This window comes from Rania fehmarnensis, from assembly GCF_056494185.1.
Genome location: NZ_CM151398.1, coordinates 5204620 through 5224543, shown reverse-complemented (window position 1 = coordinate 5224543; position 19924 = coordinate 5204620). Strand labels below are relative to the sequence as shown.

The 19924-nt window shown below is 55.1% G+C and carries 17 protein-coding genes; 10 read left to right on the top strand and 7 right to left on the bottom strand.

The annotated features are described in order from the left end of the window. Positions 1 to 689: 689 nt before the first annotated feature. A complete protein-coding gene (locus tag SH573x_RS17540; RefSeq protein ID WP_479348960.1) occupies positions 690 to 1013 on the bottom strand; it encodes a hypothetical protein in 324 nt (107 codons plus the stop codon). 409 nt (positions 1014 to 1422) lie between these two features. On the opposite strand from SH573x_RS17540, the gene SH573x_RS17535 reads away from it, so the two are divergent. The 5 genes from SH573x_RS17535 to SH573x_RS17515 all read left to right on the top strand — a co-directional run bounded on the left by SH573x_RS17535 (position 1423) and on the right by SH573x_RS17515 (position 3041). Next, positions 1423 to 1635 carry a hypothetical protein gene (locus SH573x_RS17535; RefSeq protein WP_479348959.1) on the top strand — a complete coding sequence of 71 codons (213 nt, stop codon included), beginning with the start codon at positions 1423 to 1425 and terminating at the stop codon, positions 1633 to 1635. After that, positions 1629 to 1793 carry a hypothetical protein gene (locus SH573x_RS17530; protein ID WP_479348958.1) on the top strand — a complete coding sequence of 55 codons (165 nt, stop codon included), beginning with the start codon at positions 1629 to 1631 and terminating at the stop codon, positions 1791 to 1793. The genes SH573x_RS17535 and SH573x_RS17530 overlap by 7 nt, the downstream gene beginning before the upstream one ends. Before the next feature lie 125 nt (positions 1794 to 1918). After that, positions 1919 to 2185 (top strand): hypothetical protein, encoded by a 267-nt coding sequence (locus tag SH573x_RS17525; RefSeq protein WP_479348957.1) that lies wholly within the window; start codon positions 1919 to 1921, stop codon positions 2183 to 2185. Next, positions 2182 to 2598 carry a helix-turn-helix domain-containing protein gene (locus tag SH573x_RS17520; RefSeq protein ID WP_479348955.1) on the top strand — a complete coding sequence of 139 codons (417 nt, stop codon included), beginning with the start codon at positions 2182 to 2184 and terminating at the stop codon, positions 2596 to 2598. The genes SH573x_RS17525 and SH573x_RS17520 overlap by 4 nt, the downstream gene beginning before the upstream one ends. Next, positions 2595 to 3041: a hypothetical protein gene (locus SH573x_RS17515; protein ID WP_479348953.1), complete on the top strand. Its 447-nt coding sequence runs from the start codon at positions 2595 to 2597 to the stop codon at positions 3039 to 3041. The genes SH573x_RS17520 and SH573x_RS17515 overlap by 4 nt, the downstream gene beginning before the upstream one ends. Here the strand turns inward: SH573x_RS17515 and SH573x_RS17510 are convergent. Both SH573x_RS17510 and SH573x_RS17505 read right to left on the bottom strand, forming a co-directional pair. Next, positions 3038 to 4198, bottom strand: a complete 1161-nt coding sequence (locus SH573x_RS17510) for a site-specific integrase (RefSeq protein WP_479348951.1) — start codon at positions 4196 to 4198, stop codon at positions 3038 to 3040. The genes SH573x_RS17515 and SH573x_RS17510 overlap by 4 nt on opposite strands. 239 nt (positions 4199 to 4437) lie before the next feature. Next, a complete protein-coding gene (locus SH573x_RS17505; protein ID WP_479348950.1) occupies positions 4438 to 5133 on the bottom strand; it encodes a hypothetical protein in 696 nt (231 codons plus the stop codon). A 417-nt stretch (positions 5134 to 5550) separates the two neighbouring features. Between SH573x_RS17505 and SH573x_RS17500 the strand changes: the two genes are divergently transcribed. The 3 genes from SH573x_RS17500 (at position 5551) to SH573x_RS17490 (ending at position 9054) form a co-directional block, all read left to right on the top strand. Then, positions 5551 to 6189, top strand: a complete 639-nt coding sequence (locus SH573x_RS17500) for an RNA polymerase sigma factor (protein WP_479348949.1) — start codon at positions 5551 to 5553, stop codon at positions 6187 to 6189. Further along, entirely contained in the window at positions 6186 to 7814 is a 1629-nt protein-coding gene (locus SH573x_RS17495) for a serine/threonine-protein kinase (protein WP_479348948.1), read from the top strand. The genes SH573x_RS17500 and SH573x_RS17495 overlap by 4 nt, the downstream gene beginning before the upstream one ends. A gap of 178 nt (positions 7815 to 7992) precedes the next feature. Next, the gene (locus SH573x_RS17490) at positions 7993 to 9054 is read left to right on the top strand and encodes a hypothetical protein (protein WP_479348947.1); all 1062 of its coding nucleotides are present in this window, start codon (positions 7993 to 7995) and stop codon (positions 9052 to 9054) included. 130 nt (positions 9055 to 9184) lie between these two features. Here the strand turns inward: SH573x_RS17490 and glgB are convergent, their stop codons facing one another. Beyond that, complete coding sequence (gene glgB / locus SH573x_RS17485) at positions 9185 to 11398, bottom strand: 1,4-alpha-glucan branching protein GlgB (RefSeq protein ID WP_479348946.1); 2214 nt, start codon at positions 11396 to 11398, stop codon at positions 9185 to 9187. 223 nt (positions 11399 to 11621) lie between these two features. Further along, positions 11622 to 12395, bottom strand: coding sequence for an RNase H family protein (locus SH573x_RS17480; RefSeq protein WP_479348945.1), 774 nt, complete (start codon positions 12393 to 12395; stop codon positions 11622 to 11624). A 542-nt stretch (positions 12396 to 12937) separates the two neighbouring features. Between SH573x_RS17480 and SH573x_RS17475 the strand changes: the two genes are divergently transcribed. Then, entirely contained in the window at positions 12938 to 15613 is a 2676-nt protein-coding gene (locus SH573x_RS17475) for a PSD1 and planctomycete cytochrome C domain-containing protein (RefSeq protein WP_479348944.1), read from the top strand. A 375-nt stretch (positions 15614 to 15988) separates the two neighbouring features. On the opposite strand, the gene SH573x_RS17470 is transcribed toward SH573x_RS17475, so the two are convergent. Next, a complete protein-coding gene (locus SH573x_RS17470; protein WP_479348943.1) occupies positions 15989 to 16807 on the bottom strand; it encodes a GNAT family N-acetyltransferase in 819 nt (272 codons plus the stop codon). A gap of 37 nt (positions 16808 to 16844) precedes the next feature. Next, a complete protein-coding gene (locus tag SH573x_RS17465; protein ID WP_479348942.1) occupies positions 16845 to 17555 on the bottom strand; it encodes a DNA alkylation repair protein in 711 nt (236 codons plus the stop codon). A gap of 111 nt (positions 17556 to 17666) precedes the next feature. On the opposite strand from SH573x_RS17465, the gene SH573x_RS17460 reads away from it, so the two are divergent. Beyond that, a complete protein-coding gene (locus SH573x_RS17460; RefSeq protein WP_479348941.1) occupies positions 17667 to 19709 on the top strand; it encodes an OPT family oligopeptide transporter in 2043 nt (680 codons plus the stop codon). Positions 19710 to 19924 lie beyond the last annotated feature (215 nt).

Below are 19924 nucleotides of genomic sequence, written 5' to 3'. Positions count from 1 at the left end.
TTGACCGGATTTTTTGCATTCAGAATGGAACGCTACGGATCACCAAAGCCCGCGCAGGTGATTGACCATTTAAAAAACGCACCATCGCGGGCTTTGGTGCATCCGTTTGTTCAAGTAAGCCGCTATCGCGGCAGGAGTTGCTCGGCGGGACGGCATCAATTAGTCTTGCATGTCTGGTCACGGCTGTAAACCTGCGGCTTTGCTTAAACACACTCGACAATCAGGCTCAAGCAACCGAGCAATCGGTGGTCGTGCATCTTTGCTTGAGACCGGGAAACTGTCCTACCGGTCCGCGCTCATGGTGCCTCGAACCTGCAAAAGTCCAGGGAAAAACGACTGTTTGTTCTACTGTATCCTGCGCTCTAAATTCGAATGCCCTATAAGCATCGCGCATGCCAAATCCATACTTCTCGCTCGCCGCGATACCGGCTTCCTTGAACCTTGGATTAGATCTCTGGCTAGTCAACTCTGACGCCAGGTCTCACTCACTAGATGACCTCACTCCCGGCGAGGCTCTCCTTCTCCGCTCACCGCAGAATCTAATCCTTTAAATGTTCGCCAGTTTTTCAGAACAGAGGCAATGATGTTAGTTAGCCGCAGGGGATTGGTTTCAAGTCTGCTTGCAATACTGTTCGGCGTGAAGCAGAAGTCGCCAACACATGACGATAAGCGTCGGTACAAAGAGTACCTCAGGTTGGAGTATCTGTACCATATGGTAAATCACCCCGAATGTAACCGAAAAGAACTTTGGCGTGAATTTGATCGTGTGACGCGTTTCCTTTGACAAGTGATTCTGCAATCTTCGCAAGTTTTGGAAATTGCACATTGAGTTCTGCGCCAGTTGGTTGGATCGTCGAATCTCCAGATGCTATGTCTGCAAGTGTTTGTAAAATGACTGAGAGTTCAATGTCATGCGTGCTACCGTTAATGTGGTTGCCGACTCGAACACCGAATTTGAATCCTTGGGCTAAAATGTGGGCAGCCATCATTGGGTCGATTGGTTCACTTGGCATGGCTGGTCCTAAATTGGGTTGTCATCCTTGAACTGGCGAACTAGTAATTCTCAGGCGCAGCGCCGGAGAACGCAAGAAATTGTACCCAGTCTAGTGGGTAAAAGCAGCGGTGTTCCGAACTGTTTTTTGCGTCCGAGCATTTGGGCATCCTATTCCAGCGAAGGTAACAATGTAATTATCCCGCAGCTAGGCGGGTATAGTCAGCGCAGTTATCACCCTAGCCGGGCGGATACCTTCTGAATACCCAAGCTAAGGGTTTTTCGGGGCCATTCACCCCCCCGGATTCGCGCAGTCTCGACACTCACAACCGGGCGTGGAAACACGACCCGGTTTTTTGTTTGAAATTTTCAGGCCACTTTTGAATCGAGCGGTGGTTAGTGGGTAGACCACGATTCAAAAGGGGTGATCCATGAGCGACAAGCAACGACTGAAGCGAGCTGCCAAGTACGAACGCATCCTAGCCAGGATTCGCGAGCGGTACAGCTTCTACTACGAAACAGGGCGAGCTGCCAAGGCTAGCCACTTGATCAGCAAATGCAAACTGCTGGCGACTCCCTTGTGGGTGTATCGCCAGAAGCAACGCAACGCTGCGTTCGCGATGCATTACGGACGATCATGTTGAGCAAATTCCAGAACAGAGTCCTATCACGTTTGCGTGCTGGTGACGAGCTGCGAGCTTCCGTTACCTGGAGCAGCAGTAGCGTTACTCCAACTCGAATCGGCCTGGGCATCCACCGATTCAAGAGCGACAAGATGCCGGTGACGCTGGGCACCCTGTAGGTGCTGACAGAACAGAAGCTGGTGCATCGAGTCAACTACGGTCACTACGATCAGATCGAACTGACCACCAAAGCGAAAGACCTGTTAAACCCGTCTAAAACCTTTGACAAACATTTGATAAAGCCATGACAACCGTAATCCAAGAGACAAGCAAAGCAGCCGAAGCATCGATCCTCCCGAGCGCTCGCACGCTGCGTGAAACCATTTATGACCTGCTGGTCAGCCGTACTGAGGGAGCCACCGATGAAGAGCTACAGATTGCAACCGGCATGAATGGATCGACCGAGCGACCAAGACGTGGTGAGCTGGTCACAGCCGGACGTGTTGTCGATTCCAATCTACGTCGTCTGACCAAGAGCGGTCGGGAAGCTGTAGTCTGGGTTGCACTGTGAAGACGCTCGACAACATCCTCTCGAAGCTGCAAAAGCTGCGTAAGCATCCGGAGCCCGACCTGGATGTCTATGCAGAAGCAGCTGCGCTGCTACGGATGGCAAACGAAGAGGCAATCAAGGCGGGCATCGATCCCGTAGCTGTGCGATCACTGGCAAACCCAGTGAACGCGATTGCCTTTGTCCGGTACATCCAAGCCGTGATCGCTCCCGAGCGATACCTAACACCCTGCGAAGTCGCAGAGGCTTTTCGTGTGAGATCGACCGCAGTGTTTAAGTGGATCAGAACCAAGCGTCTCGCTGCAACCGACGTAGGCGAACCTGGGCGACCAGCGTATCGCATACGGAGAGACGCGCTTGAGACATTCCTTCCAGAGAAGCAAACAATTCACAAGGCAAAGCACGTCAAGATATGACAACACCATCCCCATTACTCGTTGAACTGGTTGACCTACGCAATGCTTTGCGGGAGAAGATCGCCAACTTGAGGCAAGAATACCAGCGAATCAGCAAAGAGGCTGAGACTTCTGAGCAGCATGCCAAGCGACTTCGAAGCCAAGCCGCACTTATCCTGCGCAACGAGGGTTTATACTCAGTCTCCAGCGAGCGTGGAACATTGCCAGTCGCTGAAGACGAACTGGTCGACCTGGAGCGTCAGATCACCCACTGCACGCTACCTCGCGTGTACTGGATTGACGAGAAGCGTAACGTCGATCACTTCGTTGTCATCAAACGAACCGAGAAGCGTATCTTCATTTCCCGGTTCGGCTCGAACGTAACAAGCCAGTACACACAATACGGCAAGCAGATCAGTCGCCATAGCACAGACGAGATCGACTTGACCAGAACCTTTGGCTAACCCTTGGTTGATATGTAGGTTCGATGGTCGGCACTGAACAGCCACCGTCGAACCTCATCGGAGATCGCAGTCAGCCGAGCGTCCAAGATTCCTTGTGTGTACATGGACGACATTTTGGCGTCTGTTACGTGCCCCATGATGAAGTCGATGGCAGGCTCATCCAGGCAGTTGCCTGCGATGGTCTGGAACATTCGGCGGCAGTCATAGAAGTTCAGTTCAGGGTTCAGCGGCTCACCCTTCTCGATCAATTTCTTTCGCACCTTGGCAACCTCAGCTGATATCGCGCTTGCCTTGGTGTCTGTCGACCAAGGGTTGCCATACTTCGTGATGAACACGAGCCCCTTCTGTCGCTTGCCGATCACCGGCCGTAGTGCATCGACGGTCTCTGGCCAAAGCTTGCCAGCCCTGGCCATCCCTGTCTTCGGGCGAGGATACTCTATCCATCCCTCATCAAACCGCCGAAGCAACGTCTCCAGCGTTAGCGTACCAACGTCCGTGTTGCCAAACCCGCAGTTGATCGCGAGCCACAGCATGGCCTTAATCTGAGGGTTCTTGGCGTGCTCGATCAGCAGCCGGACATGGTTCGGCGGGATCATCCCCTTGGCCGTCTTCTGCTTGTGCTCTCGAACCGCTTTGGCAGTTGGCTTGACGAACGTGTTGCCCATGTTGAGCTGCGTGTTGAACTGCTTTTGGACCCAGTTGAACACTCGCATGGCTCTCGTCATTCGGTTGAAGACCGTGGTCGCACTGATGCCCGGCCGGGTATAGCTCTCGCGAAGCTTGGCGAAGTGCTGCGGTCCCAGGTTGTGGATCGCCATCCGCGCGGGCATGATCAGCAGCATGTGATCGACCTCGTCTTTGGCATCCTTCCAGGTGCGTTGCTTCATGTCGCCGGTGGCGACTCTCTTCAGTTCGTTTTCCAAGTAGTCGTCGCAGGCTTTGAACAATGGTATCGGTCGGCTCTCGGCTGGCCGGGGCTCTCCGCGCTTTAGTGCTTCTCTCGTTAGGTTGTAGTCTTCGAGTGCTTCAGCCGGATCGCACCAGCGTGTTCCGAACCGCTCTCGCCTACCGTTGATCTCTTTCCGCCAGTACCCGTTAGAAGTTGGAGTGAGGGGAAAATCCGCATAAGGTTTCTTCAGTTTCTTCGATTCTGCCACAGCGCACCAGGAAGTTAGACGTTCGGATTGGCCTCTGTACAATTGTACGGTTTAACTGGACAATTCCTAGTCTGGGAATCCCTAACTGTTGCAAATCCCTGGGAAACAGGTGTATTTTTGAATAGAACAAAGGAATCATAATCCGCGTGTCGGGGGTTCGAATCCCTCCTCCGCTACCTTACTTTTGCAGCTCTTAGGACGGGCATGCAGACCCGTCCTAAGAAAGACATACGGGAATGTTAAGGCGTGAAGGAGAATGGGGCACAGGTGGTAGGGGTGGCCGACCAGACTCGCAAGTTGTCTATGATGCCGGTGTCGTCGAATGAGCCGGCGCCGATATGACCTTCATGGAAATCATCGTGCTGAGCACTCAACACGGGTTTGGTCATGTCTTGATAGAACACGCGAATGTCCTTGCCAATGCGCTCAACGCGCACGTGCTGCCAATCACTACCCCAGTCGATGCCAGTGGGTGATACCGGTGCAAAGGACTTGCGGGGCGCTTCGTTGACGACAAAGATATTGTGAGCGTTGGGATCCGGCTTAGTCGCCAAGTGCGTGTAGTAGAACTTTGTGGGCGATTGAAAGTTGAAGAAGAGCACCATGTCGCGATGCCCGTACTCTTTGCCCGTTTGCTTCAAGTCGACTTCCATCACAAAATCGCCGCAGCGCTTGCGTGACCAGAGAGCAATATTAAAAGGCGAACGAACCTTTGTTTCGTACTTGCTCTGCTGGAACAACTCCAGTGCTCCGCCTCTCTCGCCATCTTTGGTCCAGCGCCAAGCCTTGGGGTCGGAAAACGCAAAGTTGGACAGTGACGAGTCGCTATCGAAGTCCTCCGAGATGATCAGCTGAAAACCAGCGGGTACTGGTGGTTCAGCAGCCATCACCGGAACAGCTGCGCAGAGGATGACAAGCAAAATGCAATTGAACATGGCAGTTCTCCAAGTAGGTGTCGGCCAACATTGTAGCTGAAGCCGTCACGGCTTTCGATGCGGTAGCTAGCACCTCGCCTGGCGGCAAATCGTTTAACCCGTAGCCGAAGGCGAGGCAGCCGCAGGAGTACACGTGCTGTGGATAGACATTTCATTAAGCCTGCAGACACTCAGGTAAACGCACCCTTTGGTTAGAGGGTGCACCTCGCCTGCCGGTTAAGGGTCAAACGATTGCGCTGACCAAGGTAGAGATTGGATGAATCAAACGTGATGCGTCCAAAGTCTGGCGACTTCGGCTACGGTTGTGCGGCTACGGGTTAATCGATGCCGCACGGCCAAAGGCAGAAAGAGGAACCCGCTGTAAAATGAGTGTAAGATGTTGCGATTCGCAGAGAGTAACTTTCTGGGAGCAACACCTTGTCACCATTCCCGGAAACTCGAATTAGCCTGATCCTACGCCTGGCAGCTGCAAACGACGCGGTGGCCTGGCGTGAGTTCGCACAGTTGTACGCGCCGGCGGTATTGGCTTTGGCCAGACGCCGTGGGCTGCAGACGGCAGATGCTGAAGATTTTGTCCAAGAGCTACTGGTGGCTGTGGCGCAGGCCGCAGGGCGGTGGAAGCCGGACCCGGAGCGCGCCCAGTTCCGCACGTGGCTCTATCGCGTTGCATCCAACCTGTTGGCCGATCACTTTCGCCAGCGCGCGCAATTGATGCGCGTCGGCCAGGCGCTGGAGACGGAACCGGTCGCCCCAGTTTCTGACTGTGACATTGAGCAGGAGTTCGACCGAGAATATCGCCGGGCTATTTTCCATCGCGCGGCCGAGCTAGTCAAATCACGCGTCAGTGAAGTAACCTGGCTGTCCTTCATGTCGACCGCCATCGATAACATTCCCGCAGCCGCCGTCTCTCGACAACTGGGCATTTCGGTAGGCAGCGTCTATGTGGCTCGGTCGCGGACGATGAAGCTGCTCCGCGAGGAAATCGAACACTTGGAATCCATCCGCTACCAGGCCCCGCTACCGGCCTCCTCCAACACCGCTGGAGGTGAATCATGAAATACGCCAACGTCAAACCGCTTAAGAGATGTCCCTCGATTCAGCAATGGTCCAGCGAACTTGATCGGGACCAATTGCCCGACAGCTGGACCGCTCATCTGGAAACATGCGATAAGTGCCAGCAAGCGCTCGAAGAGCTCGCGGGTTCATCGCAGCTTTGGCAAGAGGCCAGTGAGACACTTTGCGAGCGCGTGGAGGACGTAACGCACCTCATCGACTCGATCGTGCCTCTGTCGCTCGAGCCAGCGCAAGCTCTGATCAATGATCCGATGTGCGAATACGAGTTGGCTCAGCTACAAAAGATACTCAGCGAGCGTTCGAGCCACGTGACGACAAGTTCCAGCAAAGGTTCGCTACGCAACGTTTCGAATGCCGAACCGATTGCAACCTTAGGGCGTTATGAACTCGAGCAACTCATCGGTCGCGGAGGTATGGGACTGGTCTTTCGCGCTTGGGATACAGAGCTTCATCGCGTAGTTGCAGTGAAGACGCTCGGCATGACGCTGTGGTCGATGCCATCGGCTCGACAACGTTTTGTCCGCGAGGGTCGCGCAGCAGCCATGCTGAACCATCCGCACATCGTGCCGCTATACGACGTGATCAACGATCCACCCATACCTGCGTTGGTGATGCAGTACGTTGCCGGCCCCACACTGGATCAATGGATCAGCGATCATGGTCCGATGCCCTGGAGTGATGCCGTGCGTGTTGGCTGGCAACTTGCCGATGCGTTATGCGCCGCGCATCGCGAGGGCTTGGTGCATCGCGATATAAAACCTGGCAATGTGCTGCTAGAAGCCGATGGCTCGCGAGCGCTGCTGACCGATTTCGGTTTGGTCCGCGCTATGGATGATGCCACGTTGACTCAGAGCGGCCTGCTGGCTGGTACCCCGCACTTCATGTCACCCGAACAAGCTCGAGGCGAAGACGTCGATGGCCGCAGTGATTTGTTTTCGCTGGGAGCTTTGATGTACTTTGCCATCGCAGGCCAACCACCCTTTCGCGGCCGCGAGTCGATGGCCGTGCTGAATGCTCTATGCCACTCGCCGCATCAATCGCTAATGCACATCTGCGACGATGTACCGCGCGAAGTATCCCAGCTGGTCGATCGCCTGCTGAGCAAATCAGCCGGTGGCCGTCCCGCATCCAGTGAAGCGGTCCGCGATAGGTTGCGAACTCTAATGGATGCTCGACCTCGTTTGAGCAAACGGCGCGGGCCGCTGCTAACGGTCGGCATGAGATCGCTAGTGCTCTTAGCCCTGCTAGCAGCCGCGATGCTGGCCTGGGTACCTTTTTTTGCGAATTCGCGCGTGTCTCCTTCTTCAGGCAGAGCCGTTCCCTACGTAAGCGGTTTGGACGCATCCAACCAAGCAATGTCGAGCAGCGGAGACATGATGGCAAGCGCGGATCAGCCCGAATTCGTTTCCCCTAGTTCGACTCTATTGCATCGAACTTGGACCGAGTTGGACTCGTTGTCAGCAGAAGTGAGTGTTCTCGAGCAAGAACTTGACAACCGCGAAGACAGTTTTCCCATGCGCGGTGTGCATACAGAGAGCTTCGAAAATCACTTGCAAACATTTGAGAACGAAATACGAGCGGTCACACGTACGGTAAACGATTTTTAGCCCGTAGCCGAAGTCGCCAGACTTTGGACGCATCACGTTTGACTCATCCAATCTCTGGCGAGATCGGCTACAACCACCGTAGCCGAAGTCGCCAGACTTTGGACGCATCACGTTTGACTCATCCAATCTCTGGCGAGATCGGCTACAACCAACCCTCTTAAGGAAAGCGATACCAACTATGAAATTAAGATTCTGGTCGTGCCTATTGTTTGTGTGCGGACTCGCCTGCCAAGTCGAGGCACCTGCGCGGCTGCAGGCACAAGAGGCTTCGACTGAGCCGAAAGCGATCGCGCGTTTTGGGGCAACGGGTTCTCCGGTAAACGTCGAAGTGATGAAGAAAGACGGATCCACTGAAGTTGTCGAGGCAGATCGCATTGCCTTCTACGAATACTCGCCAGGTATGTCCAAGCCGCGACGCCAATTTACCGAAGGCTGGCATTCCAAATCGAAAGCCAGCGGAGGCATGCCAATGAGCATAGGCTTAGGAGCACCAGGTGGCATGATGGGCGGAAGCGCAATGGTTGGCGGTGGAGGCATGGGCATGGGCAGCGGTATGGGCGGCGGCGGCATGATGGGAGGCTCTCCCGCGCCTGTGGTGATGGTCAATACGGGAGTGGCACGCGTAGAACTAGTGGCCATAACGCGCGGCAATCCACCTGCTAACGAGGCAGATAGCGATTGGCAACGCGCCGAAGTCATGGTGGGACTCTTGACCAAACAAGTTGCGAATTTTGAAGCCATGGTAGGCGGCGAAGACAGCGGCTACGCGAAAGGTGGGATGAGTGGCATGGCTGGTATGGGCGGCATGCCTGGTTCGGGCGGCAGCATGGGTGGGATGATGGACGGCGGAATGTCCTCGCAAGTACCGCTGGGCATCATTGAACTCGATGCCCCTGCGCCGCTCTTGGCTCAAATCGCACCAAGGTTTACTTCAGAAGAATTGAAGCTGTTAGGTGAACTGGTCGCCTTTGATCTGTGGATCGACGACGTACGTCTGGATTTGCGAAGTAACAAGGACAACGACGATGTGTTCCGTAAGCTAGAAAAAGAGCTTAAGAAGCTGCTGGCAGAAGAATGCGAAGCGCTGCTGGCCAAACAAAAACTCGATGTCGGTCGCTTGCGTGACAAGTTGAAACAACTGGAAGACGAACTAGCTCGCCGCGCGGCCGCCAAAGACCGCGTCGTCGATGTCCAGCTCGGCAAGTTTGTGCTCGAAGCCCAGGGTTTGATTAGCCAGTAACGGTAGCCACCGTCGCCAGACGGTGGGGCATATCGAGCGGTCGTCGCGCAACCACCGCTTGGCCACTGCTAAACGGTGGATAAACAAACTTAAAGCGTCCACCGTCTGGCGACGGTGGCTACGGACGCGACTACGATTGTGGCTTGAGCACAACTGTCGCAAGTGGTGGCAACGTCAGCATCATCGAAGCGGGTCGACCGTGGTGACCGTGCCACTCGGCGGTACTGCCAGGGTAGTTACCGACATTGCTGCCAGCGTAGAAGCTCGAGTCGCTATTGAAAATCTCGGTGTAGTACCCAGCGCGTGGCACACCCAAGCGATAGTTATGGCGCACGATCGGCGTCATGTTGCAAGCAACGACGACAAAGTCATCGGGGTTCTCGGCCTTGCGGACGTACGAGATGATGCTGTCGTTGTTGTTCATGCAATCCAGCCACTCGAAGCCCTCGCTGCGGAAATCGACTTGGTGCAAGGCGGGTTCGCGCTGGACCAAGTGATTCAGGTCGGCAATCAATTGCTTGATACCGCGGTGTGTATCCCACTGTAACAAATCCCAACCAATCTCGCTGTCATAGTTCCATTCATGCCACTGAGCCAGTTCGCTGCCCATGAACAGCAACTTCTTGCCCGGATGCGTCCACATGTAGGAATACAGCAAGCGCAGGTTAGCAAACTTCTGCCACAGGTCGCCGGCCATTTGGCTGATCAGCGATCCTTTGCCGTGAACCACTTCGTCGTGCGAAAGCGGCAACGAAAAGTTTTCCGTGAAGGCATAGATCAAGCTGAAGGTCAGCTCGTTGTGATGATAGGCGCGATGGATCGGTTCGTGCCGCATGTAGCGCAGCGTATCGTTCATCCAACCCATATTCCACTTGAGCGAGAAGCCCAATCCGCCAGCGCTGGTCGGACGGCTCACGCCTGGCCAGGCGGTTGATTCTTCGGCTACTGTCAAGATACCGGGATACTGCGCATGAGCCTGTTCGTTGAACTCACGCAGCAAGTGAATCGCGTCCAAGTTTTCGCGACCACCGTATACGTTAGGCACCCATTGGCCGGCTTCGCGACTGTAGTCCAAGTACAACATGCTGGCCACAGCGTCGACGCGCAGGCCATCGATGTGATACTTGTCCATCCAGAACAGCGCATTGGAGATCAAGAAGTTACGGACTTCGTTGCGTCCGTAATTGAAGATCATCGTACCCCAGTCGGGATGCTCGCCTTGGCGTGGATCTTCGTGCTCATACAGAGCCGAGCCATCGAAGCGACGCAGACCATGTCCATCTTTAGGGAAGTGAGCCGGTACCCAGTCGATCAACACACCAATACCATGTTGATGGCAATGGTTGACGAAGTACATAAAGTCTTCTGGCGTGCCATAGCGACTGGTAACGCTGAAGTAGCCGACGGTTTGATAACCCCACGAGCCGCTGAACGGATGCTCGCTGATCGGCATCAGCTCGACGTGCGTAAAGCCCATCTCTTTGCAGTAGTCGACTAGTTGATGCGCAATATTGCGGTAGTTCATCCAGCCGTGCGTGCCGTTGGGATCGCGGCGCCACGATCCCAAGTGCAATTCATACACGTTGATCGGATCCCGCAGTGGATCGCGACCAGCGCGACGATCCATCCACTCGGAATCTTGCCATTGAAAGGTATCTAAATCAGTGACGACCGATGCGGTGCGCGGAGGCAGTTCGGCATAGAAGCCGAACGGGTCGCTCTTGTCGATGATCTGACCATCGCAGGAGCGCATGCGGAACTTGTATTTCTGGCCGGCGCCGATGTGCGGCACAAACAACTCCCATACGCCGGCGGGAATGTGTTTACGCATCAAGTGTTGTCGGCCATCCCAGCCATTGAAGTCACCGATGACTTGAATGCTCTGTGCGTTGGGGGCCCAGACGGCGAAGTTTACTCCGCTGATGCCATCGATGGTGCGCAGGTGCGCACCCATCTTGTTATAGAGTTGCCAGTGTCGACCTTCGCCGAACAAAAAGCGATCGAAGTCGGACAGGAATGGGTCAACGGCATAGGGGTCGTGCATATCGATGATTTCACCGCTCTTTGAAGCAACGCGCAGACGATAGTTGGCTGTATCTTTCGGCCCTCCCAGCGGGCATAGCGCTTCGTAGAATCCGGATGGATGTACGCGACGCATAGCTCGCAGTGTATTCTGTTCCGTATCGACAAGCCAAACTTGCTCGCTATCGGGCAAGTAGGCGCGCACCGAAACTGCCCGGCGTCCGCCGTGCTCGATCGTGTGGGGGCCAAGCATTTGGGCTGGGTTCTCTAGTTGACCTTCGATCAACCCATTAATGCCGTGCAACGAAAGTTGAGTACGCACACCGGTCTCCGGAATCTAAAAGTTATAACCTGCACGCCGCGAGCCGTCAGGGCATGGAGCGAGGGCTGGGGCATGGTTGTCGAGTAATGATTTTGTGGGTTAATGCAAATTGTGTGCGTGTTTTGGTGCACAGCCTGGCCGCAGAACACGCACTGGGGGGCTGAATCTGGACCTAAGCGGGCGGTCAGAATAAGGCATCCCAACCGCGATGGGCGATTACCGCTCAGCCAGATAAACTTCCAGAAAGTCCGGCCCAGCCTCGGGAGCCGACCGGACGACCTTGTCGCCATCCCAACCATCCGGTCGCCAATTGCCACCACGAGGACTCTCGCCCTTGTAGGTGCGCACGTGGAACGCTCCGGACACTGGCAGCCAGTCGAACCGGTTGCTCAGCCGATTGCTCACTTTCCTGGGCTGACCAGTCTGAATCGAGCTCGGCCGCTTGGCGGCGATTGCGAACGTGAAAATGAGGCGCTGGGATCAAGGGGCGAGTCTCTTCCAAATCAGCCGCACTTTCATGAACTAACATTGAATCTACGGGGTTGGTCACTTCCTCAGCGACCGAGGAAACTTGCTGAGCCAGCGAGGACTCCAGCAAGCGGCAAGCCACTTCGTGATAGCGCATCGCACCATCGATACGCTGCCACAAATCAGCGTTGCGAATCGGCTTCTGCACTCCGAAGTGCTCCCAGATGTAACCAGTCTCGCGCCATTCGCTCAGGCCATATCGCAGACCGCGAGCGACGTAACGACTAGTGGTTACCAATGTCACTTGGCTAGGTTCATCCAAGGCTTCCAAGCCGCGGACAACAGCCAGTAACGACAAACGTTCGCGCGGAGTGGCCCGCTCGCCATCGGCCGCTTCAAGCCGGGCTTGAGCGTCGATGCGTTCGAGCACAAAGTGCCAGCGACCGCCGACCGGATCGGAATCCGATTGCGCTTGGCTGGACACACTGGCGTCGCAGAAAAGTAAAAAATGGGGTTTGGCAAAGACCATGGTTGGTTCCTGGCGATTCTTTACGATGAAAGCGATCACCGGCTTGCGTTAGTAACCCCATCCATGGCCACCGACCACCCTGTCTCTATATACCTGACATTCCCGCCACAGTCCTCAGACTTCTAATACTGATCGTTTGTGCTCGTGAAGCGGCGAGGCTCTTGATCAGTTGTTGGGCGTTCATGGAATGTCGAAGTTTTTCCAGCGAGTGCGACAGGGTGGACGTCCTGTTTCGCTGGTTTGTATGCCAGTTACATCGGAAACTCCCCGCAGCCACTTCGCTAAAAACATTCGCTACGCCTTCACTAACAGCCAACTCTTGCGCAACCTGACGAGTTTACCGATTAGCCGGACACCTAAGCCGTAGCCGTTAGCCTCGGTTGCAGCGCATTCGACTAGGAACCGGGGCTAACGCCCTCGGTTTAGTGGGCTAACTGGCCCTGTTGGATCTCGCAGTGTAAAATGGAGGAGCCCTCCACCCTACTGAACCGCTACCGTTGGTCTCGCGATTTAGTCCCTCCGTTTGAAAATAAGCTTGCCGCATGAGTTTGCGATTCTCCATAGCCGCCCTGCTATCAATTTGCTACGCACTGGCTCCGAGCGCCAGCGCCGACGAGCAGACTGATTTTTATAAGCAGAAGATTGAGCCCGCGCTCAAACAGCACTGCTTTGAATGCCATTCGCACGCCACAGGCGAATCCAACGGCCAATTGATGCTCGATTCAGCCGCAGCGCTGAGCGGTGGTGGCACGCGAGGTGCCGCCCTGGTGCCGGGCAAGCCAGATGAGAGCTGGTTGATCAAGGCTATCACTTACACGGATCACGAACTGCAAATGCCGCCGGCTGGCAAATTGCCGGATGACGTCATCGAAGACTTTCGTAAATGGGTAGCCAGCGGCGCTCAAGGTGCCCCACAAGGCTCTGCGCCGGCCGCCAGCGCCATTAAACGCTTGACACCCGAAGAAGCGGCCACTCACTGGGCCTATGTTCTACCTCAAAGGGCCGATCTGGCCAGTTGGAAAGATCAATTGCAGTCGGCCGAATCGAACGGTCTGAGGCAAGCCGCTGCCATTGAAGCGATCAAACGATTCAACACTTCGCGCATCGACTCGATCGTCCTATCCGCTCAAGTGGCCGAAGGTGTGTTACCTTCGCCACCTGCCGATCGCGTGACGCTCGCGCGGCGCATTGCATACGATTTGACCGGTCTGCCACCTGAGGCCGAGATTGCTGAGACGTTCTTGAATGATCAGCAACCCCTGCCAATAGCTATCGAACGCTACGTCGATCGACTCATCGCTTCACCACACTTTGGCGAGCGTTGGGCACGCTACTGGATGGACGTTGCCCGCTATGCAGATACCAAAGGTTATGTCTTTCAAGAAGATCGCAACTATCCACAAGCGTTTAAATATCGTGATTGGTTGATCGCTGCCTTCAATGCTGACAAACCGTACAGCGACTTCGTGCGCGAACAACTGGCTGGCGATGCGCTCGACCCAGAAAATGCACAGGGCAAGATGCCAGCCGTCGGTTTCTTAACACTAGGCCGCCGTTTTTTGAACAACAAGAACGATATCATCGATGATCGCTTGGACGTCACCACGCGCGGGCTGATGGGATTGACGCTCGCCTGCGCGCGCTGCCACGATCACAAGTACGACCCGGTCAGCCAGGCTGACTATTATTCGCTGTACGGTGTCTTTCTCAATACAGAAGAACCCGGAGGTGAACCGTGGCCGCACCGATTGTCGGAAGCCAAGGAAGAACGCAAATCATTTGTCCTGATACGTGGTCAGCCGGGAAATCGCGGAGCTGAAGTAGAACGCAAGTTCGTTAGCTTCTTGGCTCCCGAATCTCAGTCATTCGCACAAGGCAGTGGCCGAGTCGAAATGGCGGACCGCATTGTCTCGGCCAGCAATCCGCTAACGGCGCGAGTCATGGTCAATCGGGTTTGGATGCGCTTGATGGGCACTTCGCTGGTTGATTCGCCCAGCGACTTCGGGGCCCGTTGCCCGCCGCCACGCTTGCAAAAACTCCTGGACGAGTTGGCTATTGAATTTATCGATAGCGGCTGGAGCGTCAAACAACTCATTCGCACCATTATCAGTTCGGCAACTTATCAGCAGTGCAGCCTTGCACGACCCGAAGCTGTGGCGATCGATGCCGAAAATTCATTGTACTGGCGCAGCAATCGTCGGCGCATGGATTTCGAATCGCTCAGAGACAGTACGCTGATGTCGGCAGGTCAATTGGACAGTCGCATTGGCGGCGAAAGCGAAAAGATCCACGAGCGACCCTACTCGCATCGACGTACGGTGTATGCGCACATCGATCGTCAAAATTTGCCTGGTGTCTTTCGCAACTTTGACGTGGCCAGTCCCGATGCACACAGTCCCCAGCGGTTGCAGACCACCGTGCCGCAACAGGGGCTATACATCCTTAACAGTGCATTCGAAAGCGAAGTCGCTCAGGCTATCGGTCGCCAGGTAACGGCTATGCCTGGCGTGGCAGATGATCATACCGCTCAGGTGAAAGCTCTCTTTGTGCACGTGCTGAGACGCGAGCCTGATGCGGATGAATTGAGTGCAGGCGTGGACTTCTTGAGGACCGTATCGAGTTCCGAAGCGCACGTTGCTCCCGAGCGTTGGCAGTGTGGCTACGGAGCCTTCGAACCTGAAAGTGGTCAGCTGAAGAGCTTCACCAAATTGCCGCACTTGGCCGAGAGCGCGTGGCAGGGTGGCGCTAAGTTGCCCGACGCTACGCTGGGTTGGTGCATGCTGAACAAAGAAGGCGGGCATCCAGGTCATAGTCTGGAGTTGTCGGTAGTGCGACGTTGGATTGCGCCGCGCGATGGCATCGTATCGGTACGTGGCAAGGCTCACCATCGCTCCGACATGGGTGATGGCGTTCGCACTACGATCGTCTCCAACCGCGATGGTAAACTCGGCCAGTGGATCGTCAAACAGAAAGAAGAGCGAACGGTTGTCAAATCCGTAAACGTTACTGCCGGCGATACGCTCGACTTTGTAACCGACTGCATCACCGATGAAGCGCACGATAGCTTTGAATGGAAAGTGCGCATTCAGTATCAAGCTGGCGGCGAGACCTTCGACTCGAGCAAGCAGCTTCCATCGCTTGCCCCGGCCCCCATGGCCGCCCTCGACCAACTCGCCCAAGCCCTTTTGGCCTCCAACGAGTTTGCATTTATCGATTAATCTCACCGCCGCCTGGCAAATCGTTTAACCCGTAGCCGCCAGGCTAGGCAAACGAAGCGATTGACTCTCAGATGGCAAATCACTGACCAACGCACATGGATGGTAAACGCTGCGTATGGTTAGAGGGTACACCTCGCCTGGCGGCAAATCGTTTAACCCGTAGCCGCCAGGCTAGGCAAACGAAGCGATTGACTCTCAGATGGCAAATCACTGACCAACGCACATGGATGGTAAACGCTGCGTATGGTTAGAGGGTACACCTCGCCTGGCGGCAAATCGTTTAACCCGTAGCCGCCAGGCTAGGCAAACGAAGCGATTGACTCTCAGATGGCAAATCACTGACCAACGCACATGGATGGTAAACGCTGCGTATAGCTAGCCGCTGGCCGGATCGCAGATACCCCATTGCAGACTCAGGTCCGGCTGCGTGTGATCCATGCCCAGAACCATGCGGGCGAGCGGCCGCAGCGGTGTAAATCCAAGACTGCGAGCCAACTGGTGACCGCGTGGATCTTCTTTAGGTATGTCCCATATCAAGGCAGCCTTGGTCGATTCACATAGCCGCTGCGCAATGTGACGAGCCGATTCAAAGTCCGCGGCCGTGATAGGTCCCAAGTAGTCATTCAGTCGACCAGGGCGCAGCATTCCGAATCCTTCCTCGGTCACATAGGCTAGCCCATCCGCAGTGGCCAGCTTTAGCCACTCATAGCGATCTACACCAAAGGCTCGCACGTCGAGCTCGCGCAGCGCTGCCGGCAAATCTTCGAACGAAGTCGAAGTTAGCGGAACTGTAGTAGCGCTCCGAGCTTCGCGACGCCAGCGTTGAAATTCGTATTGCACCACAAACTCGAGGCCTTCGTAGAGCGGCTTGCCCATCGGCGTGGCATCTAATTTGATCGTCTGCATGTCAAGATCGCGAAGATACGCAATCACCTGTTTCATCAACGCTCGGCCGATACCCATCCGCCGCATCTGTGGATCAACTAACATCATGCCAATCCAGGCTAGATCGCGCTGATAACAAGTCGATGTGACCGTACCAACCATCTGGCCATCATGGATGGCTTTGAAACAACCGGCGGCTTGAAAGCTGATAAATCGCGACCATGTAGCCGGCGTTTGATTCCAGCCAGCTGCCGTCACGAATTCCATCGCACGCGGGATATCGGCGGTAGTCAGGTTAAGTAGTTGCAAGCGTAAATCTCAGAGCTTGATATGCCCAACGCGTGAATTAGCAGTAAGCCGTCTTGCGCTTCTTGCCAACTCGACCCGCTTGAATAACCTTGGTGATGTACTCAGGTGCATAAGGAACCTTGCAGCAATTATCGCCCAAGTCGATTTCGACTTTGCCAAGCTTGTCTCCAACGTCCATCGCAACATCGGTCAAGGCTTCGATATACGAGCCGACGCAAATCAAAAAATTGTTCATCGTGTAGGCGACACGTGCCGGCGCGTGCTTGATTGCTTTCGGGATGCCCTTGATCAACTTCTTGACCGCGGCGGTATCGATTTGGTCATTGGGTGTGACGCTAACGAATGAGCCGAGCGTAGCCCAGCCGGTGGCCACGATCTTGGGATCGCTTGATTGGATCCACTCGTTGCCCAATTCCCATCCGTGTGGCGATTCAGCGGCCGCCCACGCGACTGAGTACTCGCTGATCATATGCCAGTTGGCAGTCTCGGCCCAGCGTCGCAGATCGGCTGGCGTAAACTTGGCCGGCTCGCAAATGAAGCTGGCCAGATATTGGGCGTCGGCGTTACCGGTTTCGAACAGTTGCAAGGCCAGTTTGTGATCGTGTTTGATGCGTTTCTGAATCGTCTTTAAGTGGGCCACTTTCACACCAAAGAACGGCTCGACCGCTCCGTGGCGCTGATGGGTCTTGCGGGTCGATTCGTCACTGAGCTGCTTGAGCTCAGCCAAGATCTCGGTTTTGGTTGGCATAAGACTCTCCGACGGATCAATGGAAAGTGCGGAACAGCTAATGTATGATACTCGACAACTGACCGGGCCACGCAATGCCAGAACCGAACCTTCGAGGAAAGACCAGCTAGTATGAGTACGGCCGAAGAGAAGAAAACTAGTGGCGTAGTCCCCTACATCTCACCCAGCGACGAATCGGTGGCGGAATTCTCATGGAAGGCGATTATCCTCGGATCAATCTTTGGTGTGCTCTTTGGCGCGTCGACGGTTTACCTGGCCCTCAAGGCCGGCTTGACCGTATCGGCCTCGATTCCCATTGCGGTGTTGGCGATCTCGATTGGTAAACGATTCCTTAAGACGACGATTCTCGAAAACAACATCATTCAAACGTGCGGCTCCGCGGGCGAAAGCGTGGCGGCCGGCGTCGTGTTTACCTTGCCCGCGTTTATCTTCTTGAGCGATCCGGAGAGCACCAATTACTTTCAAGTCATGACGATCATGATGATTGCCACTTTTGGCGGTATCTTGGGCACGCTCATGATGATTCCCTTGCGTCGGCCGCTCATCGTCAACGAACACGACACGCTGCCGTATCCTGAAGGCACGGCGTGTGCGCAAGTTTTGATTGCTGGTGAAAAAGGTGGTTCCTTGGCCTCGACCGCCTTCTTCGGGCTAGGCTTCGCGGTTCTGTATGCAATTTTGCAGAAGGTCTTTCACGTCATCGCTGAAACACCGCGGTATGTGACTGCCCTGTCGAACAAGTACTTACCTGCTGCAGCTGTCGCAGGTGAAATAACGCCCGAGTACATGGGAGTCGGCTATATCATCGGTCCCAAGATCGCTGGCATTCTAGTAGCCGGTGGCGTGATTGCTTCGTTTGCTTTGACGCCGCTGCTGGCGACTTTGGTACCTCAAGAGACCATTGCGGCCCAGTGGGTCAAGCTGGGTTTCAAGCTGGATGAAAAGGTTTGGAACGCGGAAACCAAGCAGTTCCTCGATCCAGCCAACGCCATTTATCGAACTTACATTCGTCAGATCGGCGCCGGCGCCGTCGCGGCGGCGGGCTTCATTACGTTGCTGAAGACGATGCCCACCATTTTGGCCTCGTTCTTAGAAGCATTTCGTTCGCTGGGTCGGCGCAACGAAGGTGGTCGGGCTCGCACCGAACGCGATCTCTCGATCTTGGTCGTCGTGCTCGGCAGTTTGGGACTGGTAGGATTGATGGCGATCCTGCCTGGAATTCCCGGCGATACCGTAGCCAACAAACTAATGATTGGTGGACTGGTCATCGTATTCGGGTTCTTCTTCGTCACCGTCGCAAGTCGGATTGTGGGTATCATCGGTTCATCGAATAGCCCGATCTCCGGCATGACGATCGCCACGATCATGGGCACATCGCTGGTGTTCATCGGTGTGGGTTGGACCGGTACGTTTTACGAACCGATGGCATTGGTGGTGGGCAGCTTGGTTTGTATTGCGGCGGCCAATGCAGGCGCGACCAGCCAGGACTTGAAGACCGGCTATCTGGTTGGGGCAACGCCCATGTATCAGCAATTGGCTTTATTTATTGGCGTGATCGTTTCGTCTTTAGTTATCGGCTTCACCGTCAAATTCTTGGACACACCCACAACCGAGTTGATCGAACGCGGCGAAATGCACGCCATTGGATCGCTCTACAACGCGCCACAAGCAACCTTGATGGCTACTTTGATTAAAGGTTTGTTGTCGTTCAATCTGGACTGGCAGTTTGTGCTGGCTGGCTGTTTTATCTCGATCACCATGGAATTGTGTGGAGTGAAAGCTCTCTCGTTTGCCGTCGGACTTTACTTGCCGTTGGCAACAACTCTACCGATCTGGATTGGCGGCGTGATTCGCGGTATCGCTGATGCGTTCAAGAATCGTGGCAAGTCCGCAACTGCCGCGGCTGGTGCACATGATGACGAGTTGGGCAAAGGCAACCTGTTTGCCACCGGCCTGGTAGCCGGCGGTGCTCTTTCAGGTGTGATCGTCGCACTGCTTTCGGTCAGTGAAAACGTCGGCAAAGCGCTCAAGAACGTTAGCGCCGAAGGATCGCTAGAACACGCCATGGGGGGTGTCACTGGATACCACTTGCTGGGCGTCGCGTGCTTTGCGTTCATGGGCGCCGTACTATTCACTTTTGCTCGTAAGAAGTAGTCGCCCGGGTCAAGACCTGTTTGATTGCCACATCACTCGTTTAACCCGTAGCCGCAGGCGAGGCGAACCCTCGAACCCAAGCCTGCGTTTACCTGAGCATCTGCGTGCTCAATGAAGTATCTATCCAGTGCACGTGTACTCCTTCGTTTGCCTCGCCTTCGGCTACGGGTTAAACGATATACAGCTACGGGTTAAGCGATGGACCTACGACTAAC

Coding starts and splice junctions, on each gene's coding strand:
- SH573x_RS17530 (WP_479348958.1), top strand. CDS start 1,629: ATGTTGAGCAAATTCCAGAACAGAGTCCTATCACGTTTGCGTGCTGGT.
- SH573x_RS17525 (WP_479348957.1), top strand. CDS start 1,919: ATGACAACCGTAATCCAAGAGACAAGCAAAGCAGCCGAAGCATCGATC.
- SH573x_RS17475 (WP_479348944.1), top strand. CDS start 12,938: ATGAGTTTGCGATTCTCCATAGCCGCCCTGCTATCAATTTGCTACGCA.
- SH573x_RS17490 (WP_479348947.1), top strand. CDS start 7,993: ATGAAATTAAGATTCTGGTCGTGCCTATTGTTTGTGTGCGGACTCGCC.
- SH573x_RS17460 (WP_479348941.1), top strand. CDS start 17,667: ATGAGTACGGCCGAAGAGAAGAAAACTAGTGGCGTAGTCCCCTACATC.
- SH573x_RS17480 (WP_479348945.1), bottom strand. CDS start 12,395: ATGGTCTTTGCCAAACCCCATTTTTTACTTTTCTGCGACGCCAGTGTG.
- SH573x_RS17535 (WP_479348959.1), top strand. CDS start 1,423: ATGAGCGACAAGCAACGACTGAAGCGAGCTGCCAAGTACGAACGCATC.
- SH573x_RS17465 (WP_479348942.1), bottom strand. CDS start 17,555: ATGCCAACCAAAACCGAGATCTTGGCTGAGCTCAAGCAGCTCAGTGAC.
- SH573x_RS17515 (WP_479348953.1), top strand. CDS start 2,595: ATGACAACACCATCCCCATTACTCGTTGAACTGGTTGACCTACGCAAT.
- SH573x_RS17540 (WP_479348960.1), bottom strand. CDS start 1,013: ATGCCAAGTGAACCAATCGACCCAATGATGGCTGCCCACATTTTAGCC.
- SH573x_RS17505 (WP_479348950.1), bottom strand. CDS start 5,133: ATGTTCAATTGCATTTTGCTTGTCATCCTCTGCGCAGCTGTTCCGGTG.
- SH573x_RS17495 (WP_479348948.1), top strand. CDS start 6,186: ATGAAATACGCCAACGTCAAACCGCTTAAGAGATGTCCCTCGATTCAG.